This is a genomic window from Verrucomicrobium spinosum DSM 4136 = JCM 18804 (assembly GCF_000172155.1).
Lineage (GTDB): Bacteria > Verrucomicrobiota > Verrucomicrobiia > Verrucomicrobiales > Verrucomicrobiaceae > Verrucomicrobium > Verrucomicrobium spinosum.
Genome location: NZ_ABIZ01000001.1, coordinates 2,284,601 through 2,302,065 on the forward strand (window position 1 = coordinate 2,284,601; position 17,465 = coordinate 2,302,065).

The 17,465-nt window shown below is 58.5% G+C and carries 13 protein-coding genes and 1 other RNA gene; 11 read left to right on the forward strand and 3 right to left on the reverse strand.

Annotated elements, in window-relative coordinates; genetic code table 11:
* Nucleotides 1-118 precede the first annotated feature (118 nt).
* The 5 genes from VSP_RS09110 (at nt 119) to VSP_RS09130 (ending at nt 6,450) form a co-directional block, all read left to right on the forward strand.
* Nucleotides 119-2,116, forward strand: coding sequence for an ATP-dependent nuclease (locus VSP_RS09110; RefSeq protein ID WP_009960169.1), 1,998 nt, complete (start codon nt 119-121; stop codon nt 2,114-2,116).
* On the forward strand, nt 2,113-3,789 hold the full coding sequence (locus VSP_RS09115; RefSeq protein WP_009960170.1) for a UvrD-helicase domain-containing protein: 1,677 nt from the start codon (nt 2,113-2,115) through the stop codon (nt 3,787-3,789). Before VSP_RS09110 ends, VSP_RS09115 begins: the two co-directional genes overlap by 4 nt.
* Nucleotides 3,790-3,999: 210 nt before the next feature.
* Nucleotides 4,000-4,347 (forward strand): IS66 family insertion sequence element accessory protein TnpA, encoded by a 348-nt coding sequence (gene tnpA, locus VSP_RS43930; RefSeq protein ID WP_075090741.1) that lies wholly within the window; start codon nt 4,000-4,002, stop codon nt 4,345-4,347.
* Nucleotides 4,341-4,697, forward strand: a complete 357-nt coding sequence (gene tnpB / locus VSP_RS09125) for an IS66 family insertion sequence element accessory protein TnpB (protein WP_009960173.1) — start codon at nt 4,341-4,343, stop codon at nt 4,695-4,697. Before tnpA ends, tnpB begins: the two co-directional genes overlap by 7 nt.
* Before the next feature lie 217 nt (nt 4,698-4,914).
* Nucleotides 4,915-6,450 (forward strand): IS66-like element ISVsp4 family transposase, encoded by a 1,536-nt coding sequence (locus VSP_RS09130; RefSeq protein ID WP_076611853.1) that lies wholly within the window; start codon nt 4,915-4,917, stop codon nt 6,448-6,450.
* Nucleotides 6,451-6,708: 258 nt separating this feature from the next.
* On the opposite strand, the gene ssrA is transcribed toward VSP_RS09130, so the two are convergent.
* The 3 genes from ssrA to VSP_RS09145 all read right to left on the reverse strand — a co-directional run bounded on the left by ssrA (nt 6,709) and on the right by VSP_RS09145 (nt 10,614).
* Nucleotides 6,709-7,063: a transfer-messenger RNA gene (gene ssrA, locus VSP_RS40515) on the reverse strand.
* 141 nt (nt 7,064-7,204) lie between these two features.
* A complete protein-coding gene (locus tag VSP_RS43590) occupies nt 7,205-9,670 on the reverse strand; it encodes an Amuc_1098 family type IV pilus outer membrane protein (protein WP_009960176.1) in 2,466 nt (821 codons plus the stop codon).
* Nucleotides 9,671-9,789: 119 nt separating this feature from the next.
* The gene (locus VSP_RS09145; RefSeq protein ID WP_009960178.1) at nt 9,790-10,614 is read right to left on the reverse strand and encodes a hypothetical protein; all 825 of its coding nucleotides are present in this window, start codon (nt 10,612-10,614) and stop codon (nt 9,790-9,792) included.
* A 507-nt stretch (nt 10,615-11,121) separates the two neighbouring features.
* Here VSP_RS09145 and VSP_RS39170 point away from each other — a divergent pair.
* From VSP_RS39170 to VSP_RS34670, 6 genes are all read left to right on the forward strand, one after another.
* Nucleotides 11,122-12,309: a sensor histidine kinase gene (locus tag VSP_RS39170; RefSeq protein WP_053332323.1), complete on the forward strand. Its 1,188-nt coding sequence runs from the start codon at nt 11,122-11,124 to the stop codon at nt 12,307-12,309.
* Nucleotides 12,306-13,061 (forward strand): LytR/AlgR family response regulator transcription factor, encoded by a 756-nt coding sequence (locus VSP_RS09160; RefSeq protein WP_009960184.1) that lies wholly within the window; start codon nt 12,306-12,308, stop codon nt 13,059-13,061. Before VSP_RS39170 ends, VSP_RS09160 begins: the two co-directional genes overlap by 4 nt.
* A gap of 698 nt (nt 13,062-13,759) precedes the next feature.
* Nucleotides 13,760-14,917, forward strand: coding sequence for a KAR9 family protein (locus VSP_RS09165; protein WP_009960185.1), 1,158 nt, complete (start codon nt 13,760-13,762; stop codon nt 14,915-14,917).
* Between the two features lie 101 nt (nt 14,918-15,018).
* A complete protein-coding gene (locus tag VSP_RS09170; protein WP_009960187.1) occupies nt 15,019-15,354 on the forward strand; it encodes a hypothetical protein in 336 nt (111 codons plus the stop codon).
* A gap of 405 nt (nt 15,355-15,759) precedes the next feature.
* The gene (locus VSP_RS09180) at nt 15,760-16,839 is read left to right on the forward strand and encodes a fatty acid desaturase (RefSeq protein WP_009960188.1); all 1,080 of its coding nucleotides are present in this window, start codon (nt 15,760-15,762) and stop codon (nt 16,837-16,839) included.
* Between the two features lie 137 nt (nt 16,840-16,976).
* Nucleotides 16,977-17,384, forward strand: coding sequence for a methyltransferase family protein (locus tag VSP_RS34670; protein WP_044134191.1), 408 nt, complete (start codon nt 16,977-16,979; stop codon nt 17,382-17,384).
* The last annotated feature ends 81 nt before the right edge of the window (nt 17,385-17,465 follow it).

The window sequence follows — 17,465 nt, forward strand, 5'->3', positions numbered from 1 at the left end:
GAAGTGCCGGAGGGGGCCTGCCTCTACCGACGATTTAAGTAGCAACGTAAAAATATATTCCTTGATGCTTTAGAGTAAACTACATTACATTTGTGCTCCCTTTTGGAGCCACATTCGTATGCGTCTCGAAACGATAGAAGTCAGAAATTTTCGACTATTGCGCCGATTGTCGATCGACCTTACCAAGGAGAAGACGACGACAATTCTTGTGGGGCCAAACAACAGCGGGAAGACATCTGTGATGGACGCCCTCCGATTGTTCGCTGGAGTCGGCTCAGACGCCCTCCGGATTACATTTCACGATCTGTCCCAGCTACGGCACCGGAATCTAAGGTGGATCGAAACCAAGCTCAGCAGATCCAAAGACGCGGAGGAAAAGATCGCGGTCCTGAAGCGATTTTCGCCACGCATGCGCCTGGATCTAACCTTTACTTACGATGAAAGCCCAGCCGATCTTGTGGCCGCCACGCGGCTGTTGATGGACCTGAACCCAAGCACCAACAAGGTTCGGCTACGGATTGAATATGCACTGGACAATGCCAAAAAGCTGCTAGACGATTTCGACAATAGGCAACGGAAAGCACAAACTCTTTGCGAATTTCTTCGGGACAGTTTCCGTGAATACTTCAAACGGACCTTTTTCAAGATCTCCTTGAACGGTCAAGAGGTCGAATTACTCGAGGAAAGCGGGCTCCTCAATACCCTTCTGCGTATCGACATCGTGCCTGCACAGCGCCATGTCGATGATGATGACAACAGCAGATCGGCAAAGCTTTCCAAGCTACTGCACGATCACTACGAACGATATTACAAAGTTGACAATGCCGCTGGCTATCAAGCACTAGAAAACGCTGTGACAGAGAGCGCTAGCGATCTAACGGTCAAATACAGTCTTGCTTTCGGGCGTCTCACTAAACGCCTCAAGAGCTTCGGATATCCGTCCGGCCAAACAGCACCCGATCTTCGCGTCCGCGCCGAATTGAGTACCGAGACAATCTACCGTGACAACGCCCGCATCTTCTACGCAAGTGAGCATGCAGGGAAGCAAGGTTTGAAGGAGAAATTCGAACTCCCCGAAAAATACAACGGACTGGGCTTCAAAAACCTCATCTATATCGTACTTCAGCTCGAATCTTTCCGAGCGGCAATTGACGCACTCACGGGCGAAAAACCCCGCGTTCACATTATCGCTGTTGAGGAACCGGAGGCGCATCTCCATCCTCAGATGCAGACCGTTTTCATCAGCGAGATTTCCAAGGTGCTTGAAAATGACGGAGGCTCCACCGCTCAGGTCCTGCTTTCTACGCATTCGTCACATATGATCGCCCACTCGGGGTTTGAACCGATTCGATACTTCCGTCGAATCGGACGCGAGGTTGTCATACGAGACTTGTCGAAGCTCCCGTTGGACCACGATGACTCCGACCTGCTTGGATTTCTAAGGCGATATATCCGCCTGACCCATTGCGACCTGTTTTTCGCAGACAAAGCGATCTTTGTTGAGGGCCAGGTCGAGAGGTTGCTATTGCCGATGATGATCGAAGAGCTCGCCAAGGAAGAGGGTTGCGAAAACTTAGCCAGCCAATATATCAGCATATCCGAGGTCGGGGGAGGTCACGCCCACAAGTTCAAACCGATCATTGATTTTTTAGGCATACCGACTTTGATCATTACCGACTTGGATTCCGTGGATGGAAATGGAGAAAAATGCCCAGTAGCCGACGGCGAAGGCACAAGCAATGCCTGCTTGCGCGAATGGATTCCAGCAAAAAAGACCGTCGGCGAACTACGTGCATGCGTTGACCACGAGAAAACACGTGGAAGCATCCGAGTTGCCTATCAGGTAACCCAAGAGCGCTACTGCGGTCGCTCGTTCGAAGAGGCTTTCATTTATGCTAACATTCCTTGGCTTACAGCCAACTTCGGCAAACTCAGCACCACCAAAGCTGCAATCAAGAAGGCCTTGAAGAATGGCCTCGCAACCCAGGCCTGGGACTTGAGTGGGAAGCTCGGGAAGGTGGATTTTGCCCTCGATCTAATCAGCGAGCCTGGTTGGAGCACCCCCCTCTATATTAAACAGGGACTTACTTGGCTCGCACAATTTCCATCAAGATGATCACCGAGGCAGATGCAAAGATTCTTGAATGTATAAAGGAGAGGCGAAGTTTTTTGATAGACGCCGGAGCGGGATCTGGCAAAACATCGTCCCTCATTCGCGCCTTGGATCACCTTCGTGGCCCTGATCGCATAAAATTTTTGACTTGCAATCAACAGATAGCTTGCATCACTTTCACGAACGTCGCCAAAAACGAAATTATAGAGAGAACTGAGCACGATCCTCTGTTTGTTGTCACTACCATCCACGATTTTCTCTGGGCAGCGATTAGCCCTTTTCAAAAGGAGCTGAAACTAGCACTACAGTCATTCAACGCCAGCCTCCCAGGTCGAAGCCGCCGCAAGCAGGATGAAACTGAGTTGGAGAAAGCCCTAAAGGGGGGGGCAGAGATCCGTTATTCCGATCGAGGTGCCAATTTCATGGAAGGCCGCATTTTCCATGACGACCTTCTTGGCGTAGCGCATTTCATGTTCCGCGATCATTTCATGCTTTCCAAGGTGGTGGCCGCACGCTTCCCGTTCATCTTCGTGGATGAATATCAGGACACCGATCCGCAAGTAATCTCCATCCTACTAGACCATCTCATCAAAACCGATTCGCCCCCACTTCTCGGATTCTTTGGCGATAAAATGCAAAACATTTACACGGGCGGAGTGGGCGAACTGTCGCCCGATCACCAGAGCATGCTTGTGCAGATCAAAAAGGAAGAGAACTACCGCTGCTCCAAGGCAGTGATCAATCTGCTCAATAAAGTGCGAACTGATATTAGACAAGAGCCTGCCGGTAACAATCTCTCCGGCGGGGCCGTCTATTTGAACTTCGCCGGCATTGATCCGGCCGTCGACCTGACCAGGATGGAAGTTCAGAAGGTGCGAGAAAAATTCTACTGGGAACTGGAAGGCGAGCTGAAAGTCCTTTTCCTCACCCATCGGCTCATTGCTCGGAAGGCTCGCTATGAGGCATTGTGGACCGCCTACAGCGAACTGGGCGGCTTCGCGAGCGACCGCTTTCATGGCGGTGAAGATCCGATTGCCATCTTCTTCCTCGACGAGGTTGAATCCGTGATCACCTCCTGGCGACAAGGAAAAGTTGGCCGCACCATCAGTCTAATTAGTGATCGACCCCAACCAATTGCGGCGCGACTTGAGAAAGTCCGAGTGAAGACTGCACTGGATGGTTTGATCGCATTAGTTGATGGCGGCGCAACCGTAGAAGCGGTTCTGAAACATCTCAAGGCCACCGAATTGGTGCCCCTGCTTGACGACCTCGAAGATGGAATTTCAGGAAAGCTAACGCCAGCCGAAGCCGGGACACCTGAGGCACAGCATCAAGCCTTCATTGCCAAGATACTAGCCACCCCTTATGCCGAAGTCAGTAACTATTGCGCTGTGCTTCAAAAGAATCTCCCCTATTCCACAAAGCATGGCGTAAAGGGCGATCAGTTTCAGAACGTGTTAGTCATTCTAGACGATGCCGGAGCAAATTGGAATCAATATGCTTTCGACAAACTACTAGCCGAAACAGACACTAGTGAAGCTCGCACGAAGAGGTCGCGAAATCTCTTCTACGTATGCTGCTCAAGGGCAAAGGATAAGCTGATTGTGGTGAACATGGGCGCAACCAACCAGACAAAGATCGAAGCGCTTTTTGGAGCAACAGCGGTAGCGATGTAAGGGTAGTCAGTTCGACTTTCTTGAGTCCGATTCTCCGACGTCAACAGTATGAGAAAATGTACGAATGGGCGGGCTCTGCCAACACGCAATCATTCAGCCAGCTTACCAAGATGACCCCGCCAGAACTCTGAGGAGCTCGATGTTCGTTGACAGTAAGCAGATCAGCAAGGCCGTCTGGTGCGCGGAGCGCAGCCGGGCAAGTTTGCGCGTATGCCTCGATATACAGCCCTGCAACGTCGTCGTCTAGTGCGCCAGTTTCAATCCAGCGGCCTGACCCTGGCAACTTTTTGCCGGCTTCATTCTTTGAGTGTCTCAAGCCTTTGTGCCTGGCGTCGCCATGTTGAACTTCAGAAGCGCTCCTCTGATCCTGCGCCGCCTCCATGGCTGCCGGTGGAAGTTTCCTCACCTCCGGGGAGCACTGCTGCGGGACTTCCCGGCTTGGATTATCTCATCGAAGCGGGTCTCTGGCGTCTGCACGTCCCTTCAGGCTTTGGCCGCGATGAAGTGGCCGCCCTCCTTGAACTTCTCCATGCCAGGCAGGGAGGTGCCCCATGCTAAGCCTGGGTCCTGCCACCAAAGTCCATTTGCTGGCAGGCGCCACCGACATGCGCCTTGGGTTTGAGGGGCTGCTCGCCCTGGCTTCTGGTCTGTTGCGCGAGGATCCTTTGAGCGGTCACCTCTTTGTCTTTTGCAACAAGCACCGCACCCGTCTCAAGGCCCTCTACTGGGACGGCTCGGGCTTGTGGGTGTGCGCCAAGCGGCTGGAGAAGGGGCGCTTCCACTGGCCGCAGCCCCCAGCGCAAGGAGCTTCACGCAAGGTGGTGCTCACCCAGGCGGAGCTCACTTTGCTGCTGGCGGGCATTGACCTGGAAGGCACCCAACGGAGGGCCTGGCACCGGGTCGGGTGAGGGTGCGGGAAGAGGTGTTTTTTAGGGTTCGCGGTAACAACTTGTTGCAACGAGCCCGCTGCTGGGCATCATGCAGCTCCCGCTGCTCATGCCCGCCACTCCTGCCACCCCGGATCTGCCTGAAGCCCTGTTGCTTTCTTTGGGACCCCGGGAGCGTCTTGCCCTGGAGGAGATCCTGCGTCAGCGCGATGAGCGTATTGCCACCCTGGAACTGGAAGTGCGCCTGCGTGAGGAGCAGTTGCGGCTGGCCCTCATCAAGAAGTACGGTCCCAAAGGCGAGGGCCTCGGCAAAGACCAGGCCCTGCTGCTGGATCTGGAGCCCGGCGTGCAGGAGGCCGAGGTGGCCCTTGAAGTGGGCCTGGCCCTGGCGGACAAGACCCTGCCCGAGGCTGGACGCCTGGAACAGGAGCAGGCCGCCCGGCTCAAAAAGAAAAAGCCCGGCACCCCGCGCTACGCCCAAGTGCATCCTGGGCGGCACGAACTGCCCGCGCATCTGCCGCGGGTGGAAGTCATCCTACCATGCTTGGAAGCGGCGCAAGGCGAACTGGTGGGCTATGAGATCAAGGAAGAGCTCGTCATCAAGCCTGCGGAGTTCTTTGTGCGGGTGCTCAAGCGCGAGAAGCGAGTCATCCAGCTGGGGGACCGTCGCACGGTGGCCACAGCCGCCTCCCCTGGGCGCATCGTCGACAAAGGGCAGCTGGCCAACGAGACGGTGGTGGAGCTGGTGGTGCGCAAGTACGCCGATTATCTGCCGGTGTACCGTCAGCTACAGGGGTGGGAGCGCGATCACAGTGTGACCGTGCGTCAGGCCACGGCGACGCGGGCGGTGATGGCCGCAGGAGCGTTGCTGCAACCTCTGGCGCGGGCCATCGGCCAGGAGCTGCGGCAGGGGCCGCTCATTCAGGCCGATGAGACGAGGCTGCCGGTGCTGCAAGATCTGGGTAAAGGCCGCAACGATGTGGCGTGGTTGTGGCAGTACTCCATCCCCGGAGGGCTGGTGTACTTCGAGTACCAGGACAACCGTGCCCAGGCGGGGGCGAGGGCCTATTTGAAGGACTACGGAGGCATCCTGCAAAGCGACGGCTATGTGGTCTATGACTGTCTGGAGGGGCAGGTGCAGCGGCATGCGGGATGTTTTGCCCACGTGCGACGCAAGTTCGTGGAGGCGTGCCAGGCCGCCCCCAAGGAAGTGCCGTGCGAACCGGGGCTGGCGGTGGTGGCCAGCATCGGCGCGTTGTATGGAGTTGAAGAGCGGGCGCGGGAAAAGCAGTTGAAGGGGCAGGCCCGTCTGGACTACCGGCAGGAGCAGGGTGTGGCGCAAAAGCTCTCCAGCCTCAAGGCGCAGATCCTGGAGGTGCGGGCCAAGGCCCTCCTGCCGCAGAGCCTGCTGGCCAAGGCCTGTGACTATGCGCTCAACCAGTGGGAGAAGCTGGAGGTGTATGCCAGCCACGGGGAGGTGGAGATAGACAACAACTGGTGTGAGAATGCCATGAGGCCGGTGGCGCTGGGGCGCAAGAACTGGCTGCATCTAGGAAGCCACGAGAGCGGGCCCAAAGTAGCGGCGATCCTGACGGTGCTGGCCAGTGCTCAGCGGCTGGGGCTCAACGTGCGGGAGTATCTTGGGGAGGCGCTGGAGACCCTGTGTGACGGTGAGGGGTTCAACATCACGCGCATCGGGGAACTGCTGCCCAGCCGCTGGAAGCCCAAACCTGCGTCAGGGCTCGAACCTGAAGCTATGCCACGGGATTGCTGAACTGCATACCGTTGACACGTTGCAAGTGACACATGGTAGAGACAAGAGAAAAGGACATCGTAGCAACCAATCAATGACCAACATCCTTCCCTTTGCCACGAGCGAATCCTTTCAAACTGCTTCTCCAAAGAGCCACTCGGGCGTAAAGCCTAGCAGCTCCTTGGAATGTGGACACAAAGAGACAATCTCAGGCCTCAGAAAGCATATTCACAATGCGTTCCTAAAAATCCTCTTGGACCCAACTCACAAATCTTCACTTGGTGGAGGCGAGGGGAGTTGAACCCCTGTCCGAACCACCTTTCATGAAAGCGTCTCCATGCTCAGGCAATTATTTGATCTCGATGTCCAGCCTCCAACTGCCAGGATGCCGTCCATCCAGCGTCCTGTAGATCTCGCCTTGGGGCCGTTCGCCCGCCCTTTTGGCCAGCATGTAAGTAGTCGCTCCTCCAATTCACAGACTTCACTGGAGGAACGTCACCGTCAATTAAGCGGCGAGAGCAAGCTCGTTAGAGTCCGCATTTAGTTTTTTGATCCGAATTGTTAAAGCGGCCAACGAATCATCCGCGGCATGCAGCCTCCACTTCTAGTAATCCGTCGAAACCAGAACGCCCCCAAGTGAAAGTCACTTTTTCAAAGTGGTGGTACGTGCGGAGAATGCAAGTGGAGACATTCTGAACAGGGCCTTTTAGGAATTTACAGGGCGGACAGGGTGCCCTGTCCGCCCTGCACGAAGGGGGAGGTTTTGAATTCTCAGCTATGGATTGATGGTGGGCAACAATCCGGGGCCGCCATCCAGGCCTACGGGAGAGGGTGAGGTGGGCGCAGGGGCGACCGGGGTGGGGGTAGGCTTGCGGACGGGCTCGCCGGAGGGATCAATCAGCTTGGCAGTCACGAAGATCATGAGGTTGCGCTTGAAGTGATCTTCGGCCTTGCTCTGGAACAGACGACCGAGAAAGGGCAGATCGCCGAGGATCGGCACCTTGTCTTCCACATCCTGGACGTCTTCGCGGATGAGGCCGCCCATGGCGACGGTCTGGCCGTCCCACACGGTAACAGCGGTGGTGACCTTGCGGGTGGAGAAGACGGGTTGCTCGATCTTGTTCTCCGTGAGCGTCACGGTGGTGGGGTTGCCGAGCGCGTCGGTGGAGGCGGTGTTGATGGGGCTGCCGTAGTTGATGAAACCTTCGAACTCCGTGACCTCGGGGGCGAGGTTGAGATCGATGGTATAACCATCCGGGCCAATCACGGGATCTACCTCAAGACGGACGCCGACGGGGCGCATCTCAAACGCGGTGGGCGTGGTGGGGGTGACGGGAAACGAGGAGGTGGAGGAGGTGCCGGTGGTGGAGGTGGAGCTGGTGGCACCGAAGTTCTGGGGAATCTGCGGTGGATCGAACTCCGTGGGATAGATGAATTCACGAATGACCTCTACGGTGGCGCGCTGACCGGAGCGAGTGGTCACACTGGGGGCACTCATGAGATCCACGCCTTTCTTCTGGCTGAGCGCCCGAATGGTGACCTGAAACTGGGGATCGGTGAAGACCCCGGCCAGGGTGAAGACTCCGGGGGCCACGCTGGAGGCCTGGCTCTGGCCGGAGATGAGACCATCAATGGAGTCTGCGGCGATGGCGGAACTGCCAGAGCGGTTCCCGGAAGTAACGGAATAGCCCCCAATCGCCGTGCCGTCCTGGGTGAAGGAATAGTTGCTGGAGGTGGCCGCGGTGCCGCCGGATGCGAAGGTTCTGCCTCCGATGTCGAACTGCCCGAGCAGCCAGTCAAAGCCCAGTTCATCCGTGTTCTTCTGACTCACCTCCACGAACTTGGTGGTGATGTAGATCTGCTGGGGCACAGCCTTGGTGAGCCCTTCCACAAAGGCTTCCACCTGGTCCAGATTGGGCTGGGTGTTGCGCACAATGAGCTGGGAGGTGGCGGCTACGAAGGTGGCGGAGGAGCCTTCGGGGAAGTTGATGCCGTTGTTGCGAAGAATCTCCAGGGCGGTGGCCTTGGGCTTGAGCGTGGCTGCGGCGGTGGAGGCACCACCGCTGGCGAAGGGATCGGCCGCAGTGGCCGGGGAGGCGGCTGAGCTGTCCTGACCCAGGCTCAGAAACGATGGCGGCACCTTGAAAGTGCGGGTGTACTGTTCCGTGCCTACATCCGACAACGGCACCACCACCACGGCATAGGGCTCGATCTTGTACTTCATGCCCGCGAGTTCGGTGATATAACGGAGGGCCTCGACCATGGGCACGTCTTTGAGATCCAGGCTGATCTGTGCCGTGGATGGGGAGGCTCCTGACTTGAGGATGAGATTGACACCCCGCCTGCTGGGATCGCGCTCCACCGTGTCATAGTCGCGGCTCTTGATGCGCATGAACTCGATGGCTTCGTCAATGCTCGCACCCTGGAACTGCACGGCGGGGAAGATGATGCGCTGCATCTTCTCCGTGTAGTAGCGGGAGGCGTCGGGGCCGCCAGTGTAAACATCGGTGACGGTGGAGGTCACCGCCGCCGGGACCTGGTCCTCCCAACCGGCGTTCACCGCGTTGAGCATCTTGGCGCGCTGATGATCGCGGGCGGTGTCGTAGTACTCGGCACGCTTCTGCTCTGCGCGCTCCATGCCGCGACGTGCGGCACCGTTGTGCTTGTCGATGCGCAGTGCATCTTGAAAGGTCCGAATGGCGGCATCGTAGTCGCCAATGTTGTAGTAGCTGTAACCCATCTGCAATGTCGTCTCCACCTGGGCCACGTTCTTCACGTGCTCTGGTGTGAGGGCTGGCTCGTAGCGGGCGGGGTCATCGAGATCGGCCAGGAGCTTTCGCGCCGACTCAGAGGGGGAGTTGAGTTTCAACACACCCTCCAGAAGGGTGCGTGCCTCCGCGTAGCGTCCGTTCTTGGCGCGCTCCCTGGCGAGGCACACGGCGGCATCGCCATAGCGGGCCATGGCCTCCTCCCTGAGCGCCTGGGTTCTAGGAGCATCGGGGAGGAGGTCGATGGCGGCCTGGTACTCCCGGGCTGCGGCTTCACAGTCTGCGTCCTTCATGAGGGCATCCCCCCTGGTCAGGCATTCCCGGGCCTCAGTCTCGCGCTGCATGCGCCTGGCGAGTTCCCGTTCAGCGAGGCTGGCGGCTCCTCCGCCAGGAAGAGGGGCTCCGGCCATGGCGGGGGCCAGGGCGCAGCAGCACATGAGGGAGGTGTGACAGAAGATGAGGGCGGGATTCATGGGGGGGGACGGAAGGTGGTCAGTCAGAAGCAGATGAGTCGCGGGCGCGTTTCATCGAACCCGCGACCGTCTGGGGGGCCGGGGCGGGATCGATGCGTGGGGCTGGAACGGTGAAAGCGCTAGCGGGAGGACAGGAAGTAACGACGTGATCCTGTCACAGTCATTTTGAGGGTTTCGGAGCTTTCAGAGACCTCGTCGATGGTCTTGGGGGTGATGGCTGCGAGGAAGTCAGGATCGCTGAGGAAGTCGAAGACATCCGTCAGCACCACCGTGGTATCCTCATCGGTGCTGATTTCGGCGAGACTTTCCGCAATCTGCTGGGCCAGGCCGGCGACGATGGACTGGGCGTCTGGGTTGATCAGGGTGAGCTGCCCGGTGCCGCTAAAGCGGAGCTGGGGATAGGTCTTGGTGATCTTGGCCACAAAGTTGCCGTTGGCCACGAAGCCACGGCCGCCGTTGTTGACCACGCTGCTGGAAGCATTGACCGAAGAGCTTGATGTGGTCTGCGAGCTGGTGCTAGATTGCTCGTCAAGAGTCACTTCCGACTGGGAGTTGAACACACACGTGACCTCACGCGTCTCCATGTCCGACATGCCCGTGGCATTGCCAAAAAACGCCACCCCCTTGTAATAGAGTACGGCGCGATTGAGGTAACTGCCCACGGATGAGGCTGAAGTGGTGGTCGTACTGCTGGATGAGGATGACCCGGACGAAGCCGAGGGGCCGAGGTCTGCGTTGTTGGCCCATTGCACGTAGCCGCTGCCATTCTTGTAACGGATGGAGGCCTGATAGACCCCCTGGTCATCGAGCGTCGCGCTATAGTCTCCGTTGTCAAACGGCCCTCCCACCCAGGCAAGAGCCGAGGTGTGACTAATCAAGAAGAGTAGGCCTGCCAGGAGGCAGGCGAAGGAGGACTTCCGCTGGGGGTGATAGAGGGGGGGCATAGCTGTATGGTTGGGGTGGTCTAACATGGTTGGGTTCAGCGAATTCCGCGGGCATGTCGCAACTGACCTGCCGGTGTGGTGTTGTGAATGAGTGTCAGTCAGTTTTTCGGCCTGCCAGAAGGCTTCGCTCTGTGCGGAGAATGATGGAGGGCATCAACGAGGTCGAACCTCTTGGTACCAAGCCGGGGAATGATGTCGCAGACGCCTTGAAAGTGATGACGAAACAATCTCCCCTCCGCTGGCGGCAATGCCGCCCCAAGCCCATCCCATGCGGGTTGGGCGACGCAGGAATCATCAGAAACCTGTTGCAGTGCGCCCTTGAAAACGGCTTGATGACCGGAGCTGTCACGCAAGTGCGCGGGCAGACTGGACAGGAGAGTGCAGATCGCATGCCATCATACCCGGGGCGGTTCACGGTATCGCGTCGCTCACGCTCCACTTTGTCTGTGACAGAAGGTGAAACTGAACATCCACCCGAAGAGGCCGGGGGGCCACTTAACAAATTTCATGAACCCTGATGCTTCTTCCAGTGTTGCAAAGGTGTCTGGAGGAGATCCCAGTCGCCCCGATCCAAGAACTCGTGCGCTGGAGGATGACCTCAGGTTTGAGAGGACCACCAGGGTGGTAAATGTGATTCTCTGGCCGATGCTGGCGGTGCTGTTCGCCACGCAGTTCAAGTTTTCAGCAGCCCATTCCTGGACCTTTGCCCTGCTCTTCGGGGCCATGATCTGGATGCCGTGGATGCTGTTGACCCCGGTTATTGTCAGAGGAGTCAAGCGCTGGTGCACGACGCCCCATCACCTGGCCATGGACATGCTCGCGTGGACGGTGGGCATGGTGCTGTGTGTGGGATTCTACGCCGTGGTGGCAGAAGCGGGCATGGATGAGGCGAGGGACAAGACCCGGGATTTGCGACGTCCACCGCCCTCGTCCTGGCGGGAGAACCCTCCCCCCAAGCCGCCGATGTTTGTCCCGCAAGTGTTGGTGGGAATGCCTGTCTATCTGGGGATCACCGCGTTTGCCGTGATGTCGGTGGCCAGAGTCAAGATGCGGGAACGGGAGCGCCGGGTACTGCAGGCCACAGCGGAGCTGCATCGGTCACGATTGGAGATGCTCTATGCGCAACTGCGACCACACTTCCTGTTCAACACCCTCAATACGATCGCCTCGCTGGTGCATCGTGAGCCGGAGGTGGTGGATCGCATCGTCACCTCGCTGGGGGTGTTGCTGCACGAGACTCTGGAAAGCGACGTCAACCGTGAGGTCACCTTGGAGCACGAGATCGAACTGGTGGAGATGTACCTCAAAATCGAGCGCGCGAGATTTGGCGAGGGATTGAAGCTCACGACGGACATCGACGCAGACTGTCTGACGTGGATGGTGCCGGTGTTGATCCTGCAGCCAGTGGTGGAGAACGCCGTGCGGCACGGACTGGGACCCCGAAAAGGGGTCGGGACCATCGCCATCAAGGCGCGTCTCGAACCCGAGCGGCAGATGCTGCGTCTGGAGGTGCGGGATGACGGGGTGGGGATCAAGGAACCGCTTCGCGACGGTATTGGGCTGGAGAACACCCGCGCCCGGCTACGGGCGGCGTATGGAGATATGGAAGGGCTCGATGATAGAGTCACGGTGCTGCCCTGCGAAGGAGGCGGCTCTATCGCGGTGATCGAAATTCTACATGGGAGGCGACTGTGAAGAACTGGAATCTGCTGGTGGTCGAAGACGAGACGCCTGCCCGTGAGCGGATGCGGCGGCTCTTGTCGGCCCATGGTGATATAGAGGTGGCGGAGGTGGAAGACGGGGCGCAAGCCATGCGCTGGCTGGACAGCCACGAGGTGCACATCATGCTGCTGGATGTGCAGCTTCCTGATGTGAGCGGACTCGAAATTCTGCAACGGATGAAGAACGTGCAGCCACCGGTGACCATTCTGGTGACGGCATCCAGAGCGCATGCGCTGGACGCCTTTGAATTCAGCGCGATCGACTACCTGCTCAAGCCAGTGGAGAACCGGCGGTTGGATGTGGCGCTGGACAGGGCGAGGAAAATACTCACTGCATTGCAGGATCAGCCCGTGAAGCCGGCGCTGGAAGCGGGGCCGGGAGCTCTGCCGCAGTCGCTGGCAAGGATCCTGGTGCGCTCTGGCATGCGGGAGCAGATCGTGAGGGTAGAGCACATCCTGTGGGTGGAGGCTGATGGCAACTATGTGAACCTGCACTGTGTGAAGGAGAAACACTTCATCCGTGAAAACATCGGCAAGCTGGAGCAGATGCTGCCGTCCTCCCAGTTTGTGCGGGTGAACCGCTCCGCGCTGGTGAACATCGAGAGCATTGTGGAGATCCGCCATTCCGGGAAGGCGGCACGAGCGGTGCTGACGGACGGGAGTGAGTTGCCCCTGACCTGTGCGATGCGGGAGCTGAGGGACCGGATGCAGTTTGGAGGAGGGTAGGGCGGTGATTCAGTAGATCGGTGCGTCGGTGTTGCAAGGTTGTCTCATGGACCTGGAGGGTTCGCCATGGGGCGGCCGAGCAAAGCGAGAACTTTCCATGGTCTGGGTAGTTGTTTATGGGAACCGCCGGGTTCGGGGACCGCAAATGCGGAGTGGTGTTTCGACGTAAGTTGAATTGCGGGTGGAGAAGGGGACGTAGCCTCTTTGATGAGTGATAGCCGTGATTGGAGGGCCTCGCTTCCGCCTGACGTGGCTGCGTTGATGGCGGTTGGGGGAAAGCGAATGCTGTCTGCCTTCCCACCTGATCATCCTCTGCGGAGCTGCCCTATGTTGGCTCGCTTGCCGCACGTCCAACGTTGGGCTGAGCTAAAGATCCCCGCTGAGGATCAACTTCGAACTGAGACGGGCACCTCAAGGAACCAGCGATCCCGTGGAGATGGAAGCTCCCAGCAATCATCACTAAAATAGTGAGGCAGCACGCGGCATTCATGATCCGGTGCAGGTAACCAGGGGAAATGCCGTGGCTTCCCCGATACGGGAAGAGGCGAGGTTCTTAGGCGCGCCCGATGGATACAGCCCGAACCCTCATTGGACCCCCTGTCTGGACCGGGACACGCTTCACCCATGGCACCCTTAGGATGTATGGGCGTGCACCGCCCGTGCGGGCTTCGCTTCCAACCCACCAAAACCCTACCAAAATGAAAAATCGCCCCTTTTCGGGTCGCAAGGCCTTCGCCTTCGGCTGCCTGCTGACCCCCATGCTTGCATTTTCCGCCCTCGCGCAGAGTCCAACGACACCCACTGCAACCGCCCCCGACCCGGATGCACCTCGACTGGAGGTGCAAACGCAAGCAGAGGGCTTCACGCTTTTTAATGGTAAAATGTATCGCATTAGCAACGGTCAAGCCATGCCGGTGACTGAGGAGAAAACGCTGCGCATCACCAGCAGTGGGGCAACGGACTTCACCGGGCAACCTCTGAAGATTCCGGCTGGATCCATGCTCACTGCGGGCGGACGGGTGGTGCCCATGCCGGGCGGCATCCGATTTACCGACGGCTCAGCGGCGACGACGGATACCAGCCCGCCGCCCGCGACACCCGCCAATGCAGGCGCAGTGGCAGATCGGGCCTCCCTTCCGCCCTTGGGGGGCAATCCAGGCTATCCTGATCGGGGTGTCACGGGTGAAAACCTCTCCGGGCTGGCTCCTGCGACGGGCAGCCCGGCTGCCTCGTCTGGCGCTTCCCAGCAAAGCGGGCAGAACATGACCTCTCCAACTGCTGCCGGCGGTAGCGGCAGTGATCATAGCTCTCCCAATTCCCCGGATCGTGATCCCAACGGGGGCGTGGCCAATCCGGGACTGCCAGTCATCATTGGGCCCGGTACGGGAGTGAGCGGGGGCATTCCGGGGGGAAATGCCGTAAACACGGGGACAGCAGCCGCCAGTGCCGCAACCAACGCGAACCCCAATGCCGCGGCTCCAAATAATAACAATGGCAATGGCAACATGAATCGTGGAAACACGGGCAATGGAGCTGGAAACAACTCAATTGCCAACCCTGCCGCCACCAACACGGGAGCCACCGGGACGGCACCGGGAGCCAGGAGCACCGATTCCAACAGCAATACCACGAACCCGAATGCGGTGCCGGCCAGAGGTAGCAACGCCACCCAGCCTCCGGCGGGCGGTGCGAATACGGCTCCAGGCGGCCCTGCCTCCAGCGAGATCAATCGGCGCACACCTGCGGCAGGTCAGAATAACGGGGCAGGCACTGGCACAAATAATGGGGCGACTCGCCCAGCCAGTGGAGCCTCCGGTTCCGGCGCGAGCACGGGTGCAGGCGGTGCAGGACGATAAGGGGCATCCCAGAAACGTGGCTCCCCCGCCAGTGCAGCGGCTTCCAGAGAAAAGAGTTTGGGTTTTTCAATCAGAACAAGAACAACTCACCTGTGAAATCCATGAACTTGAGAACCTCCCTTCTGTTTGCCGGCGCGGGAGCCGGTGCGAGTTTGGTTGCCGCCGTGGCGGTGGGATTGATCTCCCTCGGCGGGCTGGCCCCTTCGTCAGCCCGTGCCCAGAACGTGGTGGTGGAAGCTCCTCCCGGAGCGACGGGGGCCACTTTGCAGACCGCTCCACGCCTTGAGCAATACAAGGTGGTGGACATCTCTACCGTCCCAGTCGCCAGGGCATCGGGTGGGCCGGTGGGGACGCTGGAGGGGGTGCTAAATGGCCTGGCGGCAGAGGGGTGGAGACTCCGGGAGGCTACGGGAAATTACCTCATTTTTGCGAGATGAGATTCGCTTGATGGGGCGTCCCTTAGTGACAGGAGGGACATTTGGTTTTTGCGGAGATTAACAAGATGCGGCGGGGCGGAGGCAGGCACCCGGCGTGGAGCGGCTATGGAATTGATGGGGTGCGCGTGACGGAGGGTGGCGGGAATTGTTTTTAATTGTGCCTTTTTTGCGTCCACCTGATTAGATGCGAATCGAGATCCAAGAAGAGATCGGCGCAGAAAAATTACAGCAGGTGACGCGCTTCGTTGAGCCTGCAGGGCTGATCAGACGCCTCAAGCCAGGTGGCGGTAGATGATGGGTTCATGGAAAAAACGAACAATTTTGAAGCGGCGTCTCCCGACAGAGGTGCCTGGCAGCAATGGAAACGGGTGTTGCGCATGACTTTTCTGGCGTATCGTTGTTGAGATGAAGAATCAGAACGCGCTCAATGCGGGGCTGTTTGGTGCTGCCCCCGTCCCCCACCCAGAACCGACAGCGGAGTCCTGGAAGGAGATTGTGCGCAAGTACCAGGTGCCCTCCTCGTGGCGCGCGAGCTGGCAGGTGGTGAACACGCTTGTGCCGTACGTGGCTCTGTGGGCGCTCATGTACTGGGCGATGTCTGTTTCTTACTGGCTGGTGGTGCCGCTGGCCATTCTGGCCGGCGGTTTTGTGGTGCGCACCTTCATCATCTTTCACGACTGCACCCACGGCTCTTTTTACGCTTCTCGGCGCGCGAATGACATTCTGGGTTTTATCACGGGCGTCTTGACCTTCACGCCCTATCAGCACTGGAAATGGGAGCACACGGTGCATCATGCCAGCGCGGGGAATCTGGACCGGCGTGGCATGGGGGATGTGTGGACTCTCACCGTCCAGGAGTACCTTGACGCTTCGCGCTGGAAACGCTTTTCCTACAAGCTGTCTCGCAATCCGGTGGTCTTGTTCGCCCTGGCTCCGTTGGGACTCTTTCTTGTTTTGAATCGGCTGACCGCCAAAGGGGCGAAGGAGAAGGAGCGGCGCTCAGTTTACATCACCAACGTGATGCTGCTCGTGATCGCAGGTCTGCTGACCTGGGCCTTCGGCTGGAAGGCGTATCTCATCATTCAGCTTACCATCCTGGTCGTGGCAGGCACGGCGGGCGTGTGGTTGTTCTATGTGCAGCATCAGTTTGAGGACGTGTACTGGGAGCGGCATGATGAGTGGGACTTTGCCCAGGCAGCGCTGCAAGGCAGCTCTTTCTACAAGCTTCCCAAGATCCTCCAGTGGTTCTCCGGGAACATTGGTTTCCACCACATTCACCATCTCAGCCCGCGTATCCCCAACTACCGCCTGGAGCGTGCTCACAAGTCGGAGCCGCTCTTCCAAAGCGTGCAGCCATTGACGTTGCGCAAGAGCTTGAAATCACTGACCTTCCGGTTGTGGGATGAAGGCAAGCGCAAGCTGGTGGGGTACAAGGCGGCGAGGCTGGCACGGGCGGAAAGGGCGAAAAAGGCGGCGGCGGAGTGATTGGAGATGCTGAGGTTCAACCACAGAGACACCGAGCGCACAGAGTTGTGATCTTTTTAGATGACTGAGTTTCTGGGTGAAGGCAGTGAGTGATGATGTCCCCGCACCTTTGGGTCTGGATTCAAAACCTCCTTTGCGTGGTAGTGCTGATTCTCGGCCCCGCGACGGCGGGCTTTGGGAATCACTTTGAAGGAATGTCCCGGTGGGGCGTACAGGTGTTGGGCGGAGCTTTGATTTTGCGAGGGGCGTGGCTCGGCATCGCCGGGGTCCGGGATCTTGGCAGCAGTCGCTCACCGCACCCGCAGCCGCTGGAGAGCGGTCAACTGGTGACCCATGGTGTGTATGCACGTGTGAGACATCCGCTGTACAGCAGTCTCATTCACGTGGCCTTCGGCTGGTCTCTCGTCTGGGGGAGTTTCGCTGGGATGCTGGCTTCCGGGTTTTTGACCGTGTGGTTGATCGCGAAGGCGCGGTTGGAGGAGGGGTTGATGAGGAGTCGATACCTTGGGTATGCGGACTACGAAAAGCGGGTGAGGGGATTCTAGCGGAGTTGCGTTTTTTGCACCGTCAAAGGCGTGTCAAAGTTGCATCATTGAATGGTTGAACGTTTTTTCTTGTGAGCAACT

Excerpts from the sequence above, each read along its gene's own strand:
- tnpA (WP_075090741.1), top strand. The coding sequence starts at position 4,000 with ATGCCTCGATATACAGCCCTGCAACGTCGTCGTCTAGTGCGCCAGTTT.
- VSP_RS43590 (WP_009960176.1), bottom strand. The coding sequence starts at position 9,670 with ATGAATCCCGCCCTCATCTTCTGTCACACCTCCCTCATGTGCTGCTGC.
- VSP_RS09115 (WP_009960170.1), top strand. The coding sequence starts at position 2,113 with ATGATCACCGAGGCAGATGCAAAGATTCTTGAATGTATAAAGGAGAGG.
- tnpB (WP_009960173.1), top strand. The coding sequence starts at position 4,341 with ATGCTAAGCCTGGGTCCTGCCACCAAAGTCCATTTGCTGGCAGGCGCC.
- VSP_RS09165 (WP_009960185.1), top strand. The coding sequence starts at position 13,760 with ATGAAAAATCGCCCCTTTTCGGGTCGCAAGGCCTTCGCCTTCGGCTGC.
- VSP_RS09145 (WP_009960178.1), bottom strand. The coding sequence starts at position 10,614 with ATGCCCCCCCTCTATCACCCCCAGCGGAAGTCCTCCTTCGCCTGCCTC.
- VSP_RS09170 (WP_009960187.1), top strand. The coding sequence starts at position 15,019 with ATGAACTTGAGAACCTCCCTTCTGTTTGCCGGCGCGGGAGCCGGTGCG.
- VSP_RS39170 (WP_053332323.1), top strand. The coding sequence starts at position 11,122 with ATGAACCCTGATGCTTCTTCCAGTGTTGCAAAGGTGTCTGGAGGAGAT.
- VSP_RS09110 (WP_009960169.1), top strand. The coding sequence starts at position 119 with ATGCGTCTCGAAACGATAGAAGTCAGAAATTTTCGACTATTGCGCCGA.
- VSP_RS09180 (WP_009960188.1), top strand. The coding sequence starts at position 15,760 with ATGAAGAATCAGAACGCGCTCAATGCGGGGCTGTTTGGTGCTGCCCCC.